The organism is Acetomicrobium mobile, from assembly GCF_937920065.1.
This window is the reverse complement of record NZ_CALETC010000140.1, coordinates 1-5,210: the sequence shown is the minus strand read 5'-3', so window position 1 is coordinate 5,210 and position 5,210 is coordinate 1. Positions and strand designations below refer to the sequence as shown.

Below are 5,210 nucleotides of genomic sequence, written 5' to 3'. Positions count from 1 at the left end.
GCGGCAGCAATTCTTCTCGATCTTGGCGTTCTCGTCAAGGAAGGGAGAGGTGTTGCTTGAGGCCGCGTGATATAAAAGCAAAATAGCTCAGTTTTTTAAACTAAACTTTTTTTTCTTAAAATAGGCCGGAAGCGACATCTTCCGGCCTATTTTTTATTTCTTTACTGAAGAAGGTGGAAATCACATGTATAGGGTATTGATCACAGAACACATTCATGAAGAAGGTTTAAAGGATTTATATGAGGTGCCAAAGATCGAAACAATCGTTCGCCTTGGAATGTCTCGAGAGGAACTTTACGATGCCGTCAAGGACGTAGACGCCTTGATCACGAGAAGTGGCACAGCAGTTGACGCGAAGCTGCTAGATGCAGCCGAAGAACTAAAAGTCGTAGCTAGGGTAGGGGTTGGAGTAGACAACATAGACCTGGCTGCGGCAAGTAAAAGAGGGGTCATCGTGCTTAATTCGCCCACAGGAAATACCTTGGCTGCCACGGAACTGACTATGGGCATGATATTGGCTGTGGCAAGAAAAATACCTCAGGCTAATAACTCTTTGCTCGAGGGCCATTGGAAAAGGGAAAATTTTTTGGGGACACAACTATACGGAAAAACGCTTTTGATAATAGGCCTTGGAAGGATAGGCTCCTCAGTGGCAACTAGGGCCAAGGCCCTGGGGATGGAGATATTTTGCTACGATCCCTATATAAACCCCAAAAAGGCAGAAAACTTGGGAGTCAAACGCCTCGATGACCTGCGCGGGGCTTTATCGTTGGCGGACTTTGTCACCCTTCACGTACCCTTAACACATGAGACCCGAAATTTAATAAACGAAGAGACTTTAAAATCGATCAAAAGAGGGGCTTACTTGATAAACTGCGCCAGGGGAGGAATAGTCGACGAAGGGGCCTGTGCAATAGCAATTAAAGAAGGCAGGCTTGCCGGCGCAGCCTTTGACGTGCATACAGTTGAACCGCCGAAGGAAAGTCCTCTTTTTGATCCTGAACTTAGGGGAAAGGTAGTGGTAACTCCCCACATAGGTGCGAACACAAAGGAGGCTCAACAAGCCGTTGCCGAAATCGTCGTAAAAAACCTCATAAAAGCCTTGTCAGGCGAGCCCTACGAGAATGCCGTAAATCTTCCCTATATGGAAAACAAGATGACGCTTCAAGAAAGAGAATTTTTATCGCTAGCTCGAAGGATGGGCATGATCGTAGCTTGCGTGCTCAAAGAACACATAGAGCAAATGACGGTAAGCATGGCCGGCCCCTTATTTGAGGAAGTAGAAATAAACTTGCCTTTCGAGGTTCCCTACAGATACATGCCCTTCACTGCGGCCGCCTTAAAGGGGTTGCTTGAGGTGAGATTGGGACCTGAAGTAAACGCCATGTCGGCACCGCTTCTGGCAAGAGAGCAGGGAGTAAACGTCTTTGAGAGTCGAACTGAGGCCAAGACTTATAAAAACGTACTATCGGTAGAGGTAAAATCAAGAGACAAAGCTTTTTCCATGGAAGGGACCGTTACGGAAGAAAACAAAAAACGCATTGTGCGGGTTGACGGTTACGAGATCGATTTCGTGCCCGAAGGATGGGTTTTGCTTTTTTCAAATCACGATAGGCCTGGCGTCATAGGAAAGATCGGAACGTTATTGGGAAATTATGACGTAAACATCGCAAATTTCGCCTTGGGGAGAAAAAACGGAAGCGGCCTGGCCATTGCCGCCCTACAGCTGGATAGCAGCGTCCCAAAAGATATCATGGACAAGATACAAAAAGATGCAGATTTACTGTGGGCGCACTTAATAAACCTTAACGGAGAGTGAAGAAATTGCGGTTTTATCTGATACGACACGGAGAAACTGATTGGAACGCTCAGGGTAGATTTCAAGGAAGAAAGGACATTGGCTTAAACGACGAGGGAACGTCGCAAGCCCAATTGACATCAAAGGTAGCCTCAAAAATCGGAAAAGCCGTTATATGGTGCAGCCCTTTATCAAGAGCGTTACACACGGCAAAGCCTTTAGCGCAAAAGGGAGGATACGAAATATTTATCGAAGAAAACCTCATTGAAATAGATCACGGCAAGTGGGAAGGCTTACATGCCGAAGAAGTAAAGCGCTTTTTCCCAGAGTCCTTCGAGTTATGGCATAAACAACCTGATAAAGTTCAAATGCCTGGGGGAGAAAGCCTGCAAGAGGTGCAAGAACGCGCCCTCGCTGCGCTGTCTAAGATCAAACAGAATGGAAAAGAGCAAGCGATCATCATAAGTCATGACGCAGTATTAAAATGCCTTCTATGCCACTGGCTTGAGCTCCCCCTTTCGAGCTTTTGGCGCTTTAGGCTTGCTAATTGCAGCGTCTCCATTGTCGAAGAAGAAAATGCCCAAGCAACGATTCCCATGTTGGGCGATATATGCCACCTGAAGCAAGGATGGACGTGGACGATTCAAAGGGGACTTTAAACATCTTCGAAGCCTTTACAAAACGACCGTGGGCAAGTCGCCAGCGATTACGGCCTGCCTTATTGGTAATTAGGCGACCACATCCAAAAGTGTCACCCCAGGTCCGTCGCTTATGTCCCCTTTTGCAAGCCTTAAATTTCATTTTGAATCTCCTCGAACTTGGTCCACTATTGACTTGATCATCTTCCAGCATTGCAGCAGCCCTAACACCGCACCGATCAAAGCCCCCCATACAGGGGTTGATTGGGGCAAATCGTATTTATTCTCGAAATGCAACCCTCCATAGTAACCGAGCAAAATAAACCCAACGATTAGCAGCCCCGAGCACACTATTTTCGTGAATATCACTAAATCCTTGGCATCAAACTTAAAGTTCATGGAAAGCTACACGCCTTCGTCAAAGAGTGACTCTATATGTTTTTCCAGGAGACTAATTATTTTATTGACCTTCAGGTCATCTAAACCTCCTATTATCACTTTGCTTTCATCTTCTGACTTTTTGACCACTATCTTAAGGCCTAGCTTTCGTCCCAGCGGCAATTCCACTGTAGCAGAGCTCCTTTGTTTCCGATCCGGTGTTTTTTTAACCCTGTTTATCTCCTTTTCGAGCCTGCGCACAGACCAGGAATGGGCGACGCACTTTCGTGCAAGTGCAATTTGTTCCTCCTTCGAGGCCAATCCCAAAAGGATTCGCGCATGTCCTTCAGATAACTTTTCTTCTTCCAACAACTTTTGTATTTCATGGGGCAAATCGAGCAACCTCAGCTTGTTTGACACGGCAGGACGACTCCAGCCCAGGCGAGAAGCTATCTGCCCATGAGTCATGCTGAAACGGTCAATCATCTCGGCAAGCGAGCGAGCCACTTCAATGGAGGATAAATCTTCCCTTTGCAAGTTCTCGACTAAAGCGACCTCAAGCGATTCGGCGTCGCTTAAATCAGTCATCACGACAGGAACTTCCGTCAACCCCGCAAGTTTCGCCGCTTTCAATCGCCTTTCTCCAGCGACTATCTCGTAGCCTTCTTTCGAGCGTCTAACTATCAAAGGCTGCAGGATCCCGTGTTCTTTGATGGATTGAGCCAAAGATTTTAAGCCTTCGTCGCTCATGTTTTGCCTCGGTTGGAAGGAGGAAGTTTTAATTTCATCTATGGGTAAAAGATCCCTGTCTTTTTGCCTGCTTATAACTTCATCCTTAACGGAGGAAGCAAATAGGGCATCCAAACCCCTTCCTAAGGCCTTTTTTGATTTAGCCATCTTTCCTCCACCTCCTCGGCCAAAGACATATAGGCCATTGAGCCAACGCACTGGGGATCGTAATAAATGATGGGCTGACCATAGCTTGGAGCTTCAGAGATTCGGACGTTTCGAGGTATCACCGTAGAAAACACAACCCCTGGGAATTGTCTTCGTACTTCGTCCGCGACCTCTTTGGACAGGTTAGTCCTGGCGTCGTACATGGTTAAAATGACTCCCCCAATGTGCAGCTTTTCATTTAAATGGTGCCTTATCAGTTCAATCGTACCAACCAGCTGCGACAAGCCTTCCAGTGCATAATATTCGCATTGTATGGGAACGATCACTGTTTCCGCAGCCGCTAAAGCATTGACCGTCAAAAGACCCAGCGAGGGAGGGCAGTCTATGAAAACGAGGTCAAAGTCTTTCAAATCAGATAAAGCCCTGACTAGCCTGGTCTCCCGACTCAGCAACCCAACCAACTCGACTTCCGCTCCGGCAAGCTCCAGTCTGGCAGGCAAAATGAAAACACCCTTCCATGGCGTAGAGCAAAGGGCATCTTTGGGCTTCAGGTCATTGATCAATACATCATACACGCTGTGGGACAACTTGCTCTTATCGAGCCCTAAACCGCTTGTGCTGTGGCCTTGTGGATCCATGTCAACTATGAGCACCTTTCTTCCCTTGTAGCCTAAGGCGGCCGCTATGTTCACACAGGAAGTAGTCTTGCCCACTCCACCTTTCTGATTTGCGATAGCTATAATTCGCAAAAACTTCACCTCCACCACGGCCTTTTTTCGGGGATTCCAACTCTCCTGGGAAGTTTTATTTCGGCATCGCTGGCCTTCTGCCACGTAAAAATAAATAACCTCTTACCAGATACGTCGTATCCCCAAATTTCAAGCCCAGACCATCCCAGTATCTTTTCCTTGCCGTGAAATTCCCTTAATTCTTCGAATGCACGAGGCCCCTTAAAGGCAATGCATTTCCCTCCAATTTTTACAAAGGGAGAAAAGTACTCGAGCAAAACTCCCAAATGGGCAACGGCACGTGCTGTAGCAACGTCATACTTTTCTTGGTTCAGGCTAGCGAACTCTTCAGCCCTAGCACAGCAAACTTGGACATTTTCTAGTCTTAAGATTCTCACAATATCTTCAAGCGCCGCGCATTTCTTCTTAACGCTATCCAAAAGGACCACCGAAACGTCGCTCCTACATATAGCCCAAACAATCCCGGGCAACCCGCCTCCCGTTCCAACGTCAATAACTTTCGTTTTAAGGGGCAACAATGGAAGCGCCATGGCACAATCTATTATATGTTCATCGAAAATATCCCGATAATCGATCGAACCAGTCAGCCTTGCGCGTACATTGGCTTTCGATAGGACGTCAGCATAAACCATCAATTTTTCTCTGTTAGCGTTAATTAGCTTTTCCGCGACATCTCGCGGTATCTCCTTTATTTTAGTCTTCACTGACCCCTTCACCTCATATTGATAATATAATATCTCATATAAAGGG

6 protein-coding genes are annotated in these 5,210 nt (G+C 46.7%); 2 read left to right on the top strand and 4 right to left on the bottom strand.

Annotated elements, in window-relative coordinates; all coding sequences use genetic code 11:
* Positions 1-184: 184 nt before the first annotated feature.
* Complete coding sequence (serA, locus tag Q7P41_RS05565; RefSeq protein ID WP_303882794.1) at positions 185-1,819, top strand: phosphoglycerate dehydrogenase; 1,635 nt, start codon at positions 185-187, stop codon at positions 1,817-1,819.
* Entirely contained in the window at positions 1,816-2,457 is a 642-nt protein-coding gene (locus Q7P41_RS05560; RefSeq protein ID WP_303882793.1) for a histidine phosphatase family protein, read from the top strand. The genes serA and Q7P41_RS05560 overlap by 4 nt, the downstream gene beginning before the upstream one ends.
* 138 nt (positions 2,458-2,595) lie before the next feature.
* Here the strand turns inward: Q7P41_RS05560 and Q7P41_RS05555 are convergent, their stop codons facing one another.
* The 4 genes from Q7P41_RS05555 to rsmG all read right to left on the bottom strand — a co-directional run.
* The gene (locus tag Q7P41_RS05555; protein WP_303882792.1) at positions 2,596-2,835 is read right to left on the bottom strand and encodes a sodium-dependent proline transporter; all 240 of its coding nucleotides are present in this window, start codon (positions 2,833-2,835) and stop codon (positions 2,596-2,598) included.
* A gap of 6 nt (positions 2,836-2,841) precedes the next feature.
* Positions 2,842-3,711, bottom strand: coding sequence for a ParB/RepB/Spo0J family partition protein (locus tag Q7P41_RS05550; RefSeq protein ID WP_303882791.1), 870 nt, complete (start codon positions 3,709-3,711; stop codon positions 2,842-2,844).
* The gene (locus tag Q7P41_RS05545) at positions 3,687-4,460 is read right to left on the bottom strand and encodes a ParA family protein (RefSeq protein ID WP_303882790.1); all 774 of its coding nucleotides are present in this window, start codon (positions 4,458-4,460) and stop codon (positions 3,687-3,689) included. The genes Q7P41_RS05550 and Q7P41_RS05545 overlap by 25 nt, the downstream gene beginning before the upstream one ends.
* A 5-nt stretch (positions 4,461-4,465) precedes the next feature.
* A partial coding sequence (gene rsmG / locus Q7P41_RS05540; RefSeq protein WP_369693141.1) for a 16S rRNA (guanine(527)-N(7))-methyltransferase RsmG occupies positions 4,466-5,210 on the bottom strand: 745 nt, incomplete at its 5' end.